The sequence below is a fragment of the Aquimarina sp. TRL1 genome (genome assembly GCF_013365535.1).
Classification (GTDB): domain Bacteria; phylum Bacteroidota; class Bacteroidia; order Flavobacteriales; family Flavobacteriaceae; genus Aquimarina; species Aquimarina hainanensis.
Genome location: NZ_CP053590.1, coordinates 4,023,377 through 4,038,304 on the forward strand (window position 1 = coordinate 4,023,377; position 14,928 = coordinate 4,038,304).

The 14,928-nt window shown below is 35.3% G+C and carries 15 protein-coding genes; 6 read left to right on the forward strand and 9 right to left on the reverse strand.

The window, feature by feature from the left end; genetic code table 11:
* Nucleotides 1-10: 10 nt before the first annotated feature.
* Nucleotides 11-856, forward strand: coding sequence for a mechanosensitive ion channel family protein (locus tag HN014_RS16470; RefSeq protein WP_176029945.1), 846 nt, complete (start codon nucleotides 11-13; stop codon nucleotides 854-856).
* Nucleotides 857-929: 73 nt separating this feature from the next.
* Here the strand turns inward: HN014_RS16470 and HN014_RS16475 are convergent, their stop codons facing one another.
* From HN014_RS16475 to HN014_RS16500, 6 genes are all read right to left on the reverse strand, one after another.
* Entirely contained in the window at nucleotides 930-3,275 is a 2,346-nt protein-coding gene (locus HN014_RS16475; protein ID WP_176029946.1) for a TonB-dependent receptor, read from the reverse strand.
* A 68-nt stretch (nucleotides 3,276-3,343) separates the two neighbouring features.
* Nucleotides 3,344-4,120 carry a LuxR C-terminal-related transcriptional regulator gene (locus HN014_RS16480; protein WP_176029947.1) on the reverse strand — a complete coding sequence of 259 codons (777 nt, stop codon included), beginning with the start codon at nucleotides 4,118-4,120 and terminating at the stop codon, nucleotides 3,344-3,346.
* A 72-nt stretch (nucleotides 4,121-4,192) separates the two neighbouring features.
* On the reverse strand, nucleotides 4,193-4,726 hold the full coding sequence (locus tag HN014_RS16485) for an HD domain-containing protein (protein ID WP_176029948.1): 534 nt from the start codon (nucleotides 4,724-4,726) through the stop codon (nucleotides 4,193-4,195).
* A gap of 176 nt (nucleotides 4,727-4,902) precedes the next feature.
* Nucleotides 4,903-5,694, reverse strand: a complete 792-nt coding sequence (locus HN014_RS16490) for a TerC family protein (RefSeq protein WP_176029949.1) — start codon at nucleotides 5,692-5,694, stop codon at nucleotides 4,903-4,905.
* Nucleotides 5,694-6,065 carry a DNA topoisomerase IV gene (locus HN014_RS16495; RefSeq protein WP_176029950.1) on the reverse strand — a complete coding sequence of 124 codons (372 nt, stop codon included), beginning with the start codon at nucleotides 6,063-6,065 and terminating at the stop codon, nucleotides 5,694-5,696. The genes HN014_RS16490 and HN014_RS16495 overlap by 1 nt, the downstream gene beginning before the upstream one ends.
* Nucleotides 6,066-6,132: 67 nt before the next feature.
* A complete protein-coding gene (locus tag HN014_RS16500) occupies nucleotides 6,133-6,657 on the reverse strand; it encodes a helix-turn-helix transcriptional regulator (protein WP_176029951.1) in 525 nt (174 codons plus the stop codon).
* 362 nt (nucleotides 6,658-7,019) lie between these two features.
* Here HN014_RS16500 and HN014_RS16505 point away from each other — a divergent pair, with 362 nt between their 5' ends.
* The 5 genes from HN014_RS16505 (at nucleotide 7,020) to HN014_RS16525 (ending at nucleotide 12,486) form a co-directional block, all read left to right on the forward strand.
* Nucleotides 7,020-8,177, forward strand: a complete 1,158-nt coding sequence (locus HN014_RS16505) for a M14 family zinc carboxypeptidase (protein ID WP_176029952.1) — start codon at nucleotides 7,020-7,022, stop codon at nucleotides 8,175-8,177.
* Nucleotides 8,178-8,253: 76 nt separating this feature from the next.
* On the forward strand, nucleotides 8,254-8,733 hold the full coding sequence (locus HN014_RS16510) for an Lrp/AsnC family transcriptional regulator (RefSeq protein ID WP_176029953.1): 480 nt from the start codon (nucleotides 8,254-8,256) through the stop codon (nucleotides 8,731-8,733).
* 97 nt (nucleotides 8,734-8,830) lie between these two features.
* Complete coding sequence (locus HN014_RS16515; RefSeq protein WP_176029954.1) at nucleotides 8,831-11,416, forward strand: phosphoenolpyruvate carboxylase; 2,586 nt, start codon at nucleotides 8,831-8,833, stop codon at nucleotides 11,414-11,416.
* Nucleotides 11,417-11,588: 172 nt separating this feature from the next.
* Complete coding sequence (locus HN014_RS16520) at nucleotides 11,589-12,101, forward strand: DinB family protein (RefSeq protein ID WP_176029955.1); 513 nt, start codon at nucleotides 11,589-11,591, stop codon at nucleotides 12,099-12,101.
* A 4-nt stretch (nucleotides 12,102-12,105) separates the two neighbouring features.
* Nucleotides 12,106-12,486: a nuclear transport factor 2 family protein gene (locus tag HN014_RS16525; RefSeq protein WP_176029956.1), complete on the forward strand. Its 381-nt coding sequence runs from the start codon at nucleotides 12,106-12,108 to the stop codon at nucleotides 12,484-12,486.
* 308 nt (nucleotides 12,487-12,794) lie between these two features.
* On the opposite strand, the gene HN014_RS16530 is transcribed toward HN014_RS16525, so the two are convergent.
* The 3 genes from HN014_RS16530 to HN014_RS16540 form a co-directional block, all read right to left on the reverse strand.
* Complete coding sequence (locus HN014_RS16530) at nucleotides 12,795-13,424, reverse strand: alpha/beta hydrolase (protein WP_176029957.1); 630 nt, start codon at nucleotides 13,422-13,424, stop codon at nucleotides 12,795-12,797.
* Nucleotides 13,421-14,284 (reverse strand): alpha/beta fold hydrolase, encoded by an 864-nt coding sequence (locus HN014_RS16535; protein ID WP_176029958.1) that lies wholly within the window; start codon nucleotides 14,282-14,284, stop codon nucleotides 13,421-13,423. Before HN014_RS16535 ends, HN014_RS16530 begins: the two co-directional genes overlap by 4 nt.
* Nucleotides 14,285-14,411: 127 nt before the next feature.
* Entirely contained in the window at nucleotides 14,412-14,927 is a 516-nt protein-coding gene (locus HN014_RS16540; RefSeq protein WP_176029959.1) for a hypothetical protein, read from the reverse strand.
* Between the last annotated feature and the right edge of the window lies 1 nt (nucleotide 14,928).

The following is a 14,928-nucleotide window of genomic DNA, read 5'->3' on the forward strand; positions in this document are numbered from 1 at the left end:
AAGTGATGTTTTGACAGAGATTATTAAAAAATATATAGATGTAGATAGTATAGAAGGTATTATTCTATACAGTTTCATTATTTTCTTTATTAGCTGGGGAATTTCAATAGTTTTCAGGAAAATGCTGATGCTTTTTCTGAATAAAAAAGAGCAAAAATCCAGGTATAGTGTGACCAGCTTGCGATTTGTCAGTAATTCGGTGCGATTTATATTTTTTATAATCGCCTTTATTATTGTAATAGGCACAGTACCTTTTCTAAGAAGACAAGCAGGTTTAATTTTTTCAGGGGCAGGAATTCTTGCAGCAATTATAGGTTTTGCAGCGCAGGCAGCGATTTCTAACCTTATTGCGGGGATGTTTATCGTTATCTTCAAGCCTTTCAGAATTGGGGATTATATAAAATTGGATTTGGAGCGAGTAGGTATTGTTGTAGATATCACGCTTCGACATACCGTGATAAATACCTTTGAGAATAAACGATTAATTATCCCTAATTCCATTATTAGTACAGAATCTATCCTGAATCATACAATCGAGGATAGTAAGGTTTTGAGTTTTAATAATTTTAAAGTGGGGATTAATGCAGATTTGGATCTGGTGCGAAAAATCATTTTGGAGGAGGCGAATAAACTGGAATACATTGCGGATTTTAGTAATGAAGTAAAAGATGCTTCAGAAGTACGGGTGATTGATGTACATGAATCTTATATTCATGTTCGTGCTTATGTATGGATAACCGAACCTTTTGAAGAGTTTAAAATGAAATGCAAACTGAAAGAAAATATACATAAGCGCTTTCTGGCAGAAGGGGTAGAGATGCCGATTCCTCTCAGAAAAATTATTTCAGAAGCTTAAGAAGGAGTGCCGCCTGCGTCAAATAGGCTTATTGCAATTCAACATAGACAGCACTCAGGGTATATGTAAAAAATCAAAAAGAGAGTTTATAGCTTATATTAGGAATCATGATGGTTTCATTTTGCTCATCTACGGTCTGATGTTTAAAATTGTAGCGATGCCCGAAAAATTCTTCACTTTTATTCGCATTTATAATTTTTAGTGACAATTGTTGAGATGATTTCTTTTTATTCCAAGTATAATTGACAGTGATATGAGAAACCAAAGAAGGATCAACCTGTTCTGTAAATGGAGTGGTCTCATCATAAATTACCTTCTCTGCATTTAGAGAAGCTTCTTCATCAACTAAAGAATGTCTTTCTCCTCCTTGAAGTCCTACTCTCAGGTTTACTCCCAGTATATTTTGTTTGGTTTTTCCCATAGGGAACTCTTTTCCGATTAGAGCGTTTACTAAGTATCCTTTATTAAATCGGGTATTATACCATTCGTTTAGATCAGTTTTATACTTTGATTCGAATATAGACCCGGTAAACATATAGTATAGTCCATTATCGAGATACCGTTCCAGAGTTACATCAACTCCGTAGTTTTTTCCTTCTCCAGAATTGGTAAAAGTATCGGTAATAAACCAGTCATTTTGCAAATTTAAAAGTGAGTAACTACTGTTTTCTATACTAGGAATATCATATAATAACTGATAATAAGGTTCTATTTTTAGGTGCAAGTGCTCATTAATATTCCAGTCATATCCAAGAATAAAATGATGTGCTTTTGTAAAATCAAGCTCTTTATTCGTCACAGCAGCATTAGCAGTTTGTGGTTTTATAAAGTAGAAATTAATAGGTTCCAGTCTACTGTGTAATCCATATCCGATACTCAGTTCGTGGTTTTTGTGCAGTTGATAAGCAAGTCCAACTCTCGGTTCTATCGTATAATTGTCATTTAAGGTAAAATATTGAGCATTTATACCGAGGTTAAGGGTAAAGTTTTGTGCAGAAAACTTGGAATTAGAGAAGAAAGCCAGCAGGTTACTAGATCCGTTTTCAGAAACAATGGTATTTAGCGGGTTCCCTGTATTTTGAGCATCTTTAAGCGATAAGTCATAAGCCATTCTGGTGGCAGTAACCCCGGTTTTATTAGCATGCTTTTTAGAAAACTTTGTTTTGATAAATGATTTAAAAACAATGTTATAATAGCGATTATCAATCGTACTTTGAGGTACCAGGTGCTGAGCATTGTTTAACCGGTCTGTTTCTATATCCAGCCCATTATTTGTTATCGCTAGGGTAGAGTTAAGAAAGCTTTTATCCGAGAGCATAATCTTGTGATTGATTCCGGCAGCTCCCATGTATTGTCTGGCATCTTCATCTTCGATATCATCATAATACTGACGATCGGCAACAACCTCTTCTATTTCATTCCCGGATTTATCGATGAGTCCGATTCCCCAAAGAGAAAAAGTACCGACCTTTTTGGTTGGAAATTTAAATTTAAAGGCCAGATCCTGATAATTTATTCCTTCTGTTCCTTCTGGAAGAATAGGAGAGATAAGGCTAAGAGTAGAATATCGATAATTAAACAGGTAAGATGCCTTGCTGTTTTTACTTAAAGGACCTTCAGAAGCCACGTCGATTCCAATCAATCCTAATTGTACGCTATGTTCATGCTTACCACTGTTTCCTGATCGCATACGAATATCAAACACACCAGAAAGGGCATTGTTATATTCTGCGGGAAAAGCTCCGGTAAAGAAATCGGAATTCGCCAGTAAGTTACTACTTAAAGCACTTAATCCACCGCCTCCAAAAGAGTTGAGATCTGCAAAATGATTAGGATTGGGAATTTCTATCCCCTCAATTTTCCATTGTAGAAACTTGGGAGCATTTCCACGAATCACAATTGCATTACTACTGACACTACTGGCTACTCCAGCAAAAGCAGAAGCAAGTCGTGCCGGATCATCAAATCCTCCGGCATATTTATTAGCGTCTTCTACGCTGAGCATTCTGGCACTAACAGTAGCCATGGCGTTTAATGCCTTCTCTTTTTGGATTCTCGGTTTGATAACCACCTCGTCTAAGCTGGCAGCCATTTCTCTTAGTTTGAATGTCAGTACCACCTCTTTAGCCCTGGTTACTAAAACTTCAGGGATAATAACAGGTTCATATCCTACATAAGAAGCCTGAATATCATATCGTTTTACAGGAATATCTTCAAACAAAAATTGACCATCAATATCACTGGTTGTTCCGATAACAGGATCTGTACCGACTAATACTACTGTAGCAAAGGGTAGCGGGGTTTGGGTAACTTCGTCAATGATGGTTCCCTTAATGTTTTGTGTAAGTTCCTGCGAAAAAACACAATATGGAGCCAAAGCAAAGAGTAGTACATAAAGAAAGAAAGCTTTAATATTCATTTACTTTTTTGATATCAAAACTATCTTTCTTTATAAGGAACCGCAATACTGATTAATCAGTATTTATATTATACTAAGCCTAAACGGGAGGCATATTCAACTGCTTCGAAAGAATTGTTCGCTCCTAATTTCTTGAGTATTTTCTGACGGTGTGTATTTACTGTATGAATACTAATTGACAGATTATTAGATATTTCTTTACTCAAAAAACCTTCTTTTACCAAAATTAGAATTTCAGATTCCCTCTTAGAGAGCAGATCTGTAGTATTGTTTTTAAGAAATTGTTCTTTTACAGAAGAAACTTCCCCAGTTTTACTGTTTATCAATTGACTTTTGATTCCGGGATAACTTTCTTGGTTGGGAGATACGTCCATAACATTAAGAGCTAGCCAAAAATTATTAAGCGTATCTAATTCTAAGACCATATGCTGTTCTATAACACGAACATATTGATTTTCGTGGTTGAGGACCCTGTATTCATTTTGTAGTTTATAGTCTTTTCTTTTTTCCGGGGCGATGGAATACATGAATTTTAATAGAGCAATACCATGTGCGGTTAATTGCATTAAATCATCAGGATGTATTCTGGAATTACTGTATTCATTAGTCGTATCTTTTACTTTTTCGGTATCATATCCAAAAATATCCTGTAAGTTACGTGAAGAATAAATATGTCTTTTCTGAAAAAGGTCAAAAACAGTAATTCCACTATTATTTACTTTTGCCATTTGGTCCAAAAAAGGAATTTGATTTTCGAATATAGAATAATCAAGGGTGTCTTCTACAAATTTTTGTTGGTCAAGAACAGTGTAGTATTCTTGCATGATTTTTTGTAAATCATCCATTTTTTTAAAGGGTTAGATTTATTAATAATTTTAAGAAGATTATAATTAGATAGTATTCGTTACAAAAAAGATTTATAGATATTGATGGTATGCTTCTATTCTTTCTAGTAATCTAGTCATAAGATAAGTATTTTTTTCTGTCAATGTATCCGCAATTAATTTTGCTTCTTCATGATATGCCTGTATTTTTTCTTTTTTCCAATGAGGAGGAGGGGATTGTAAGTTGGTGATTCGATCTGCGAGTTTCACCATGCCTACCTCTTTTGATAACTTGTTTATTCTGGATAGGCTATCTTTCATCTGATCCCGTTTATCAGGAAGGCTCACATTTTTGGTCAGCGCTAATACAGCATCTGCTACTGAACCTCCAAAATTCTTTTTTACCTCTTCATAGGTGGTGTCAGTATCTTCGATTACATCGTGCAAAATTGCTGCCTGAATTGCGAGATCGATGTTGAAATTTTTCTGTGCACTATATGCCATTAGGATTTCCATAGCGACATTAGAAATATGAACCAGATAATTTGCCTCAGATCCGGGAATTTTTTGCGTAGCGTGTTTTTCCCCTGCAAATTTGATCGCTTTTTGATATAACTCGTTTGTCAAAACATAGGTGATTTCGATAAATATACTATTAAGGAAATTGAGCAGCAAATTATACTACAGGAAATTGAAAGAAGAACAGGGGAGGCGAAGCAAAACAAAAAAGCTAGTATCTGATAGTATACTAGCTTTAAATATATTGTATGACGGGTTTTGGTATTCCCGGTATATGTTAAAATTTATTGACTGTTCTTTTTTCTCAGCTTAAAGTTTAAAAATTCAATAAATAGAGAGAAGGTAATGGTAAAATACAGGTACCCTTTAGGAATTGCACCAATCTCTTCATCAAAAATTTTGAAATGAGCCAGGTGGGCAGCTTCTGTGATAAGCATAAACCCTATCAGGATTAAGAAAGAAAGACCTAAAATTTGAACAGAAGGGTGTTTATTGACAAAACGTCCGACAGGTACAGCAAAAATCATCATAACCAAAACAGATAAAACGACAGCGATAATCATGATGATCAACGCATCATTAGGATTTTCGCTAAGACCGCTTGTCATTCCTACAGCTGTCAGGATTGAATCAAATGAAAAAACAATATTAATCAGAGTGATTTGAAGAATAGCTCGTGATAGTGAATTAGAGCTTTTTGCCTTGACTTCTTTTTCTTCTTCTCCTTTTTCTTCCACTTTTTCGTGGATTTCATGTACACTTTTATAAAGAAGGAAAATCCCTCCTCCAAATAGTATAAGTGCCTGACCACTAATTCCCGCTTCTAACCAGGGGAGGTTGATATGCCAGAATGGAGCTTCCATCGCTACCAGAAGAGAAATACCGAATAACAATACAATTCTCATAATCATAGCCAGGAATAATCCAATATTAGTGGCTTTTTTTTGTTGTGTCTTTTCTAGCTTACTAGAAGCAATAGATATAAAAATGATATTGTCTATTCCTAATACAATTTCCAGGAAGGTTAAAGTAACCAGGGCTCCCCATGCATCCGGGGATGATAAAATGTCAAACATTATTTTATTTTTTTAGCGGTTCCACGTTGTTTTGTCGACGACCCGACAAGTCCGTATTCAAAAGTATAGGAATCTCCATCGGTTGTCAAAATTTTCATATGAATAGCCTTTTCTTCAGATCTGTTTTTAGGATGAAGTTTCTTGACGATATATTCACAATCATTTATCCAGCGTACACTGGAAGTGTCACTTTTGCCAAGAAAAAAATCAATTTCTATAGAATCATTTCTGATGAATTGGGTTTTGGCGAGTTCCCCGTCGAGGTATGTTTCAAACTCAAATGTCCCGTTTTGAAATTTTTTACAATTCCTCTCTTGTTGATAACATCCGGTAAGCATTAAAAAAATGCAGATAAAAGCGATTGGCTTCATATATGAATAATAAGGCTGAACGAAAATAAATCTATTTCCAGAAAAAATACAAGAATGCTGAAAAAAATTATTGAGATTTTTTTTGACGATAGGAGGTGAAGGTCCCATCAGAAAAGAAAATAACGATTCGATCAATATCATTACTAAAAGGAACGATTGCTTTTTTTATAGCCTCTACAGGAGCAGATGTATCAGGCACTTGATGTGAAGAGGGAGCAGTGGGGGCATGTACAGGTGTGTTTACGACTGGTGTCGATGCTGGTTCTGAAAATAAATCCTGAGCTGTGTCAGTTGCTGTTTCAGCAGGAACCTGTGGAGAAACAGAAACAGGAGGGGAGCTCGTTACCGGTGGGGCAGTTTGTTTACTAGCAGGAAAAGTTCCTTTTCCCTGAAGTAACCACTCCAACTCAACCTCGTTATAACGCTCCGTAATTTTTAAAACAAAATCCAAACTCGGTTTATTTCTTCCTGAGAGAATATGAGAAATAGAAGAACGTCCTATAGATAAAGAATCCGCAAAAGCAGAAGCTGACAGTGCGTAATAATTCATTAATTCTTCCAATCTTTTTGAGAAATCTTCACTGTTTACCATTGTAAACTACAGTTTAAAAGTTATATGTTTACAAAGATAAACAAAAGAGTGTTTACAAATGGTAAACCCTGTAAAAAAGAATTTTACAGTATTAAACTATAAATTTATATAATAACACTTAAATATCTAGAAATTAATTAATTGAAAGTATTTTAATAAAGCTTTTGTTGTAAAATATTTTTGCCATAAACCACTGTTTACAATACTAAACAACTAATCAATACACATTGGTTTACATTTGTAAATACAGGTGTTTTACAGTTGTAAACAAGGAAGGGTTTTACAATTGTAACTTTCTTTCTTTTTCTTATGATACCAAAGTAAACTATAGTATTTTCGTGTTTCCATTTCGATACATTTTTATGAATATAGAGAGATTAAAGACCGCATTTGCAAACTATAAAGAATCGAGTTTGTTTGGGAGATACATCCATTTAGAACATATAGAACCGTTGTTAAAATCCTTGTCAGACACCATTGAGGTAACTGTTATTGGGCGTTCAGAAAACAATGCTCCTATTTATATGACTCGTTTAGGAAACGGAAAAAAGAAACTATTATATTGGTCTCAGATGCATGGAAATGAAAGTACCACCACTAAGGCGGTCTTTGATTTTATAAATACATTGATAGCTGCTGATAACGAAATATCTTCTACAGTATTAGAAAATTGCAGCTTATATATTATACCAATACTTAATCCTGATGGCGCAAAAGCGTATACCCGATTAAATTATAACTCGGTTGATCTTAATAGAGATGCTCAGGACTTAACACAGAAAGAAAGTGTGGTTCTTAAAAAGGTAATTGATGAATTACAACCTGATTTTGCCTTTAATCTACATGGGCAACGTACTATTTTTAGTGCAGGTGAAACGAATGCATCAGCTATTGTTTCTTTTTTGTCTGCGGCAGGAGATCAGGAAAGATCGATATCTCCCAGTCGAAAAATAGCGATGGAGGTAATTGCAGAGATGAATACTATATTACAGCAATGCATCCCGGATAGTGTAGGAAGATATGATGATGGGTTTAATATCAATTGTACGGGAGATACGATGGAGTTTAGAGGGATTCCTACGGTTCTTTTTGAAGCGGGACATTACCCTACCGATTATGATAGAGAGAAAACAAGAGCTCTTATCTACTATTCACTGATATCGTCTGCGTTATATCTGGCATCAAATACTGTGACAGGAGATCAGTTCGAAGCATATTTTACCATACCGGAAAATGAAAAATGCTTTTATGATATCATCATCAGGGAGGTACTTCTGGAAGGGGAAATTGTCGATATAGGTGTCCAGTATGAGGAAAAATTGATCGAAAATGAAGTGAAATTCATCCCAAAAGTGGCTGAAATTGGAAATTTGGAAAAAAAATTTGGTCATAGAGAGATTTTTGGAAAAAAAAGAGCGATACGCTACTATAACGATGTAGTAGAGATAGTTCGAGAGGTTGTGTTACCTAAAATCACCCTGGATTTTGAAATATTCTCATTAGAATTGTCAAAAAGTTAACGATACGCAGGTTAAGACATTATTTTTCTTTTATTTTTGCATATATAAATAATAGGGAAAATTATAAAAACGAACTATGGCAAAGTTTAAATTAGACGAAATTGATCACCAGATCTTAGACATGTTGATTGAAAATACCCGTACCCCTTTTACGGATATTGCGAAAAAATTATTGATTTCTGCAGGTACAGTTCATGTACGAGTAAAGAAAATGGAAGAAGCAGGAATTATAGAAGGGTCTTCCTTAACATTAGATTATAGAAAACTAGGCTACTCTTTTATAGCTTATGTAGGGATCTATCTTCAAAACACATCACAAACTAAGTTTGTGTTGGAAAGGATTAACAATATTCCTTTTGTAACTGTAGCACATATCACTACAGGAAAGTTCAACATCTTCTGTAAGATTAGAGCGAAAGATACTACTCATGCAAAAGACATTATCTTTTTATTAGATGATATCGAAGGAGTGTACCGTACAGAAACTATGATCTCTTTAGAGGAAAGCATTAATGATAAGAAACGTTTAATGCATTCTATTTTTAAAGATTTGTAAAGGGTTTTTCTCTTTAGAAAAGATAACGGCCCTTTAAAAGATACCTTTTAAGGGGCTTTTTTATGATTATTAACCATATAGTAACCAATAACCTAAGATGGCAAGAGAACCAAAAATCGAACGTTTTAACCACAACGTTCTCTCTAAGTATCAGATATACAATAGTATATTTATTACCTTACCGTTTGATACGATTACAAACACAGGAGTACTACTCCCATTATTTCAGGAAGTATGTATTAAAGGGTATGCTGATAAGCAAAACCCAAAAGAAATTGTAGAAAGTTTTTTTGAGCAGTATCAAAACAATCCTTCGGATAAAGATAAACACGATTTATTATTTCGGTTTATTCAATATATAGAACGTCAGGTTGTATTATTTGATGCAATAGAAGATGCAGCCTTTCCTGTTGTTAATAATATGGATGGGCGTGGTACCTTACGAAGTATAAAAGAAGAAGCACAAGCCAAGGGAAAGCTTAAAGAATTACAAGAATACCTGAGAAGGTTCAAAATTAGAACAACCTTAACAGCGCATCCCACCCAGTTTTATCCGGGAACTGTTTTAGGAATTATTCATGACCTGGATATTGCGATCAGAGCTAATGATTTATTACGGATAAAAAAACTATTGGCACAGTTAGGGAAAACTGCTTTTTTCAAAAAAGAAAAACCAACACCATTTGATGAAGCCGTTAGTCTTATCTGGTATTTAGAAAATGTGTTTTATCATTCTGTAGGAAAAATATATAACTACGTACAGCAAAATATTTTTGAAGGAGAAGATCTTTCGAATGATTTAATCAATCTGGGATTCTGGCCTGGAGGAGACCGGGATGGGAACCCGTTTGTAACCACTGAGATTACCCTAAAAGTAGCAAAGAGGTTGCGGAAAACGATTCTGATCAACTATTACAGAGATATACGAGAACTAAAGAGGAGAATTACTTTCGGAAATCTTCAGGATAAGATAGCAGTGTTAGAAAATGCGCTATATGATAACTTCTATTATGCCAAAACAGCAGCACCGTTAAAGCTGGAAACCTTAATGGAGGGATTAAAAGAGATCAAAGAAGAATTGATAGCAAAACATCAATCGTTGTTCTTAGAAGATGTGCAAGACTTGATCAACAAGGTCAAAATCTTTGGATTCCATTTTGGAGCGTTGGATATACGACAAGACTCCCGTGTACACCATAAAGTATTGACAGAAATTGTCGAAAAAACAAATGCGTTGGATTTAGGGATTTTTCCAAAAACGTACACAAGCCTGTCAGAAGAAGAACAAATTGAGGTATTGTCTAATGTAAAAGGAACGCTAGACCCTTCAATTTTTGATGAAAATATTACGAAAGCAACCGTAGAGTCAATCTATGCGATAAAAACCATCCAGAAAAATAACGGAGAGCGCGGATCGAATAGGTACATTATAAGTAATAATGGAAGTGTTTTGAATGTTATGGAGACCTTTGCGATGATCCGATTATGTGATTGGGAGCAGCCTACTGTCGATGTGATTCCGTTATTTGAAACCGTACCAGATCTGAAAGTATCCCATCAGGTAATGGAAGCATTATATACCAATCCGGTGTATATGGAACACCTGAAACGAAGAGGTATGAAGCAAACCATTATGTTAGGATTCTCTGATGGAACCAAGGACGGAGGATACCTGATGGCAAACTGGGCAATATTCAAAGCCAAAGAAGCCTTGACAGCTATTTCCAGACAATACGATGTAAAGGTGATGTTTTTTGACGGACGAGGAGGACCACCAGCTCGTGGAGGAGGAAATACACATCAGTTCTATGCTTCATTAGGTCCCACAGTAGAAGATGAAGAAATTCAATTAACTGTTCAGGGACAAACGATTAGTTCTAATTTTGGAACATTGGATTCATGTCAGTACAACCTGGAGCAACTATTAGGAGCAGGAGTTGAAAATGAATTGACCAATAATGAGAAAAACCTGTTCTCTACAGCAAATAAAGAGACAATGGAGGAGTTGGCAGAAGTAAGCTATAAGACATATGTTGATTTTAAGAATCATCCTAAATTCCTTCCATATCTGGAGCATATGAGTACGCTGAAGTATTATGGAAAAGCCAATATAGGAAGCCGCCCATCCAAGAGAAGTAAGAGTGCTACTCTGGACTTTGGAGATCTGAGAGCTATTCCTTTTGTAGGAAGCTGGAGTCAGTTGAAACAAAATGTACCCGGTTTTTACGGGGTAGGAACTGCTTTAAAACACTTCGAAGATAAAGGAGCTTTTGATAAGGTAGTTGCTCTGTATAATGAATCCGCTTTCTTTAGAGCATTAGTAGGAAATAGTATGATGAGTTTATCAAAATCATTCTTTGGTCTTACTGCCTATATGAAAGAAGATAAAGAATACGGTGCTTTTTGGGATATTATCTATAATGAGTACAAGCTAACCAAAAAACTACTGCTTAAATTAACAGGATATACAGAACTGATGGAGAATGAACCGGCAGGAAAAGCCTCTGTAGAAGCCAGAGAAAAAATCGTATTGCCGTTGCTTACGATCCAACAGTATGCCCTGAAGATGATTCAGGAGTTAAACGAGTCAGGAGATGCTACTCCGGAGGTGCTTGCGATTTATGAAAAAATGGTTACCCGTTCTCTTTTTGGAAATATTAATGCCAGTCGTAATTCTGCATAAATTTGCAGAGCGATCAGAGGTCGCTTTTTTATAACCTCTGTTTGGTATTTCTAATAAGAAGTAGTGCTCACAGAGCATTTATATCCCGGTTATCGGATAAAAAAATGTTAATAAACATATATAGTGAGGTGGAAAATGCTAAATTTCTACCTCACTTTTAATTTTTTAGCATATGATAGATCAGCTAACTACAGAGGAATACAATACATATTATCGTATGTATATACAAAAAGCAACAAGTGCAAATATCCTTGAAGGGCTTCGGGAAAGAAAACAAGAGTTTGTCAATTTTATCAGTGCAATTCCTTCTGAAAAACACCGGTATGCCTATGCTGATGGCAAATGGACTGTCTTAGAAGTTTTTCAGCATCTGATCGATACAGAACGGATCTTTGCATACAGAGCTTTGCGATTTGCGCGAAATGATAAAACTCCTATTATGGGATTTGAGCAAGATGAGTATGTCCCGTTTTCTAATGCGAATCAGTATACAATTCCGCAGTTAGTAGCAGATTTCGAGGCAGTAAGAAGTGGTACGATCACTCTTTTTTCCGGTTTTACCGAGGAGATGTTAACCAGAATAGGAAACGCAAGTGGAAGCCCAATGAGCGCCCGAGCTGTAGGGTATATATTGCAGGGACATCAGATTCATCATTTTCAGGTACTACAAGAACGTTATTTATAAACAGATGCATCAACTCAGAGAAACCATAGCCAAAAAATACTTGTCATGTCTGGAAAAGGCATTGGTAGAAGAGACCCTGTTATTATTTGCAGAAGACGCAGTTATTGAATCTCCGCTATACGGGCGAATGCCGGCAAGATTGTTTTATACCCAGTTGTTTGCAGATACAATGTCATCTACACTGAGGTTAGATGGTATTTTTAGTGAGCCTACTTCAAGCAGAATATTGATACTTTTTGAATACCAATGGAAACTACGTAATCATCAGCAGGTTATTTTTAATGTAGTAGATGTATTGGAGTTTGATTCAGATAATAAGATAACGACCTTAAAAATTATCTATGATACTGCCAGATCCAAAGAAGCTTTTTCTCAATTAGAGTAATACCATCTCTGATGTAAGGTAAGCATAGTTTACTACAATAGTAATCGATTTCTTTCTTACGTAAGAAACAAAATATACACAGGGTAGGGCTACAGTTGTATTTATGACCTTTATGGGGAAATTTCCCTTCTGTAAAAACCGTGTTTTTCCTCTAGGATAGCACAGAAGATAGGTTTACTTTTACCATTGACTGTAAGAATGTATTTAGTACATAAAGCTTCTTCACTTGACCACGTAATCAGGTGAAGAAGTATTTTTTTTGACACTCAAAAAAAGGATAATCCCCAAGGTAGTTTACCAATAGAAGACTAGAGTAGTGGCTGTAGGGTTTTCCAGTCTAATTCATGTCCTCCCTGATGGGTAATAAATCTGATACCAGGTAAAATATCTTGTACTCTGGATTTCTCAGCAATTACTTTACTTTTTTCGAAATAGGGATCATTCGCTCCTAAGATGTGTAGTTTTTGCGTTGTTTCTGGCAAAAACAAGAAGTTTTCTTTAGTCAGTTCTTTAGGAAATCCTCCTGATATCAGTACCAACGCATTGCAGTTAATTTTTCTGCTGGCAATCCATCTGCTGGCAATACTTACTCCCTGAGAATAGCCCAAAACATTGAGATTTACATGACTAGGAATGTTTTCTGAGGTCATAATAGCATCAATATAATTCAGTACATTTTGTGTGTCTATAAGGGTGTTTTCCCGGGTTAACCAGCTCGATCCGACACGCTTATATTGCTCGTCTTTATAATATTTGGCAGGTGCCTGCGGAGCGATTATATAGTTTTCTTCTGGAGGAAAACTGGAGAACAACCGAATAAAGTACCTGCTGAGATAGCCGATTCCGTGAAAGACCAACCATACATTTTTGGTGTGATCTGTAAGTGAATTTAATGTATCATAAGTATTGGAAGCCTGATAATTGACCTGTTTGTTCATGGGGTTTTATGTTGTTTTTCGAACCAGTTTGTTACAATCGGCCACAATATATCTTTATTTTTTTGTCTAAAAAAATCAAAGTGTCCGATTTGAGACAATCCGTAATTTTTAGGCAAGAGATGCAGTTGTTCGCTCATCGCATTTGTATATACGTTTTGGGTCAGGGCTTCTACAGATTTTGTAGGAGCATAGGTGTCATCTTCGATACTGATCAATAACATAGGGGTATGAATTCGTGTGTGGTGTGTAGTGTTGTTTTGTTTGGCGAAATAAAGCATGGAATCCGGATGTAATAAGAAGGTCCCCCAATCTTTGGCTGCTTGAGAAGGCAATGAATTCCCTAACCCAAACCAGCCGGCAGGATAATACCCTAACAGGAATGTGGTGATAGGAATGAGATACCTGAAATTGAGAGTGATTAAAAAACGCATTGTAGCAGAAAAATTGTTAAAAACTCCAAATTGCGAAGCAACGAAAAGCTGTTTGTCATAATACTGATATACGTCACTGAGTCCAATTGTATTACCTCCATAGCTATGACCGATCATGTATAGCGCATGATGAGAGTATTTGTTTTTGACATGAAGCGAAACCGTTTTAAAATCCAGTGCCCAGGAAAGAAACCCATCTTTTTTTAAGCGAGTAATTTTTTTGGGTTTCGAAGATCCGATTCCTCTATAATCAAAAGTGATTACGTGATATCCTTTTTCAGATAGGTAAGTAGCCAGGTGGAAGTAAAACTTTTGAGGAACAGCAACTGCCGGGGCAAAAACAATGGTTTTTTGTATTGAGCATTCAGGAGTAAATTCATGAACTGAAATAGGAAAAGAATCAAATGAGGGAAGCAGGTATTGAATCATATATGTTCTCTGTTTTTTTGATTGTACAACAGTAGTTCTTATTGTCTGAAAGAAAACAATAATACGGTATTTTGAGAAACAAGGAAGTTATATCTATTGATATAACAGCTTTGATATTTCAATTCTTTTACTTTGGTTTTATAATAAAAGGAGAACCGTCTATACTAAATGTAATTTCACTAATATTCTGCTCATATCTTAAAAAAGCTTGAATATAGAAGTTTTCCTTTTTCCATATCATAACGAATGGTTTCTCATTAAAAGTACCTTCTCTTAGATCAACTTCCCTCTTTCTTGTACTTGCTACGATACTGTCTGAATCCTCTTTTGTGATACTTTCACTTGTTATTGTGTATGATCCAGAAGGCACTAAAATAGAATTAGGCACTCTATATTTGTCAACTAACGAGGAATAAAATTGTTTATCTATAATTTTATAAAAACGTAATGAGATTGATTCGAGTACGTCGCTTTTATCAACAACAATTGATATCGCATAATATGATACCTCAAGAAAATACTTTTTAATATCCTTATTAGGAATATAATAAAGATATTTTCCATGCAATTTGTTCTCGAAGTCATTTCCTATTACTTTTTCAAATACAGAAATATGTTTTCCTAATAATTTTTCAAATTCCATA

What these genes read in the sequence shown, in the direction of transcription:
- HN014_RS16475 (WP_176029946.1), bottom strand. Translation starts at nt 3,275, where the DNA reads ATGAATATTAAAGCTTTCTTTCTTTATGTACTACTCTTTGCTTTGGCT.
- HN014_RS16480 (WP_176029947.1), bottom strand. Translation starts at nt 4,120, where the DNA reads ATGGATGATTTACAAAAAATCATGCAAGAATACTACACTGTTCTTGAC.
- HN014_RS16490 (WP_176029949.1), bottom strand. Translation starts at nt 5,694, where the DNA reads ATGTTTGACATTTTATCATCCCCGGATGCATGGGGAGCCCTGGTTACT.
- HN014_RS16495 (WP_176029950.1), bottom strand. Translation starts at nt 6,065, where the DNA reads ATGAAGCCAATCGCTTTTATCTGCATTTTTTTAATGCTTACCGGATGT.
- HN014_RS16500 (WP_176029951.1), bottom strand. Translation starts at nt 6,657, where the DNA reads ATGGTAAACAGTGAAGATTTCTCAAAAAGATTGGAAGAATTAATGAAT.
- HN014_RS16505 (WP_176029952.1), top strand. Translation starts at nt 7,020, where the DNA reads ATGAATATAGAGAGATTAAAGACCGCATTTGCAAACTATAAAGAATCG.
- HN014_RS16510 (WP_176029953.1), top strand. Translation starts at nt 8,254, where the DNA reads ATGGCAAAGTTTAAATTAGACGAAATTGATCACCAGATCTTAGACATG.
- HN014_RS16515 (WP_176029954.1), top strand. Translation starts at nt 8,831, where the DNA reads ATGGCAAGAGAACCAAAAATCGAACGTTTTAACCACAACGTTCTCTCT.
- HN014_RS16520 (WP_176029955.1), top strand. Translation starts at nt 11,589, where the DNA reads ATGATAGATCAGCTAACTACAGAGGAATACAATACATATTATCGTATG.
- HN014_RS16525 (WP_176029956.1), top strand. Translation starts at nt 12,106, where the DNA reads ATGCATCAACTCAGAGAAACCATAGCCAAAAAATACTTGTCATGTCTG.
- HN014_RS16530 (WP_176029957.1), bottom strand. Translation starts at nt 13,424, where the DNA reads ATGAACAAACAGGTCAATTATCAGGCTTCCAATACTTATGATACATTA.
- HN014_RS16535 (WP_176029958.1), bottom strand. Translation starts at nt 14,284, where the DNA reads ATGATTCAATACCTGCTTCCCTCATTTGATTCTTTTCCTATTTCAGTT.
- HN014_RS16540 (WP_176029959.1), bottom strand. Translation starts at nt 14,927, where the DNA reads ATGGAATTTGAAAAATTATTAGGAAAACATATTTCTGTATTTGAAAAA.